The following is a 694-nucleotide window of genomic DNA, read 5'->3' as shown; positions in this document are numbered from 1 at the left end:
GCCATCGACGCCTCCGCAGCCCCGGAGGCCCCGCGCACCATCGTGATTCTCGGCTCAACGGGTTCGATCGGCACCCAGGCCATCGACGTGGTGCTGCGCAATCCCGACCGGTTCCAGGTCACGGGGCTGTCCGCTGCCGGTGGGCGGGTGGAGTTGCTCGCGGAGCAGGCGCACCAGTTGCGGGTCCGTACGGTCGCCGTCGCGCGGCAGGACGTCGTGCCCGCGCTCCGTGAGGCGCTGCGGGCGCGGTACGGAGCCGAGCCGCTGCCCGAGATCCTCGCGGGACCCGAGGCGGCCACCGAGCTCGCGGGCAGCGAGTGCCACTCCGTACTCAACGGCATCACCGGTTCGATCGGGCTCGCCCCGACGCTGGCCGCCCTGGAGGCCGGCAGCGTGCTCATCCTCGCGAACAAGGAGTCCTTGATCGTCGGAGGACCGTTGGTCAAGGCCGTGGCCAAGCCGGGCCAGATCGTCCCGGTCGACTCGGAGCACTCGGCGCTCTTCCAGGCACTGATGGGCGGCACCCCGGCCGAGGTGCGCAAACTGGTCGTCACGGCCAGCGGCGGCCCCTTCCGCGGGCGCAGCCGGGAGGAACTGACCGCCGTCACGCCCCGCCAGGCGCTCGCCCACCCCACCTGGGACATGGGCCCGGTCGTCACCATCAACTCGGCGACCCTGGTCAACAAGGGCCTTG

Annotated in this window: 1 pseudogene; it reads left to right on the top strand. The window is 72.2% G+C overall.

The window, feature by feature from the left end:
• Positions 1 to 3 precede the first annotated feature (3 nt).
• A pseudogene (locus KUM32_RS31425) lies at positions 4 to 694 on the top strand (1-deoxy-D-xylulose-5-phosphate reductoisomerase); the annotation flags it as partial.

The sequence above is a fragment of the Streptomyces sp. AC627_RSS907 genome, from assembly GCF_019049165.1.
This window is presented reverse-complemented; position numbering and strand designations above follow the sequence as displayed.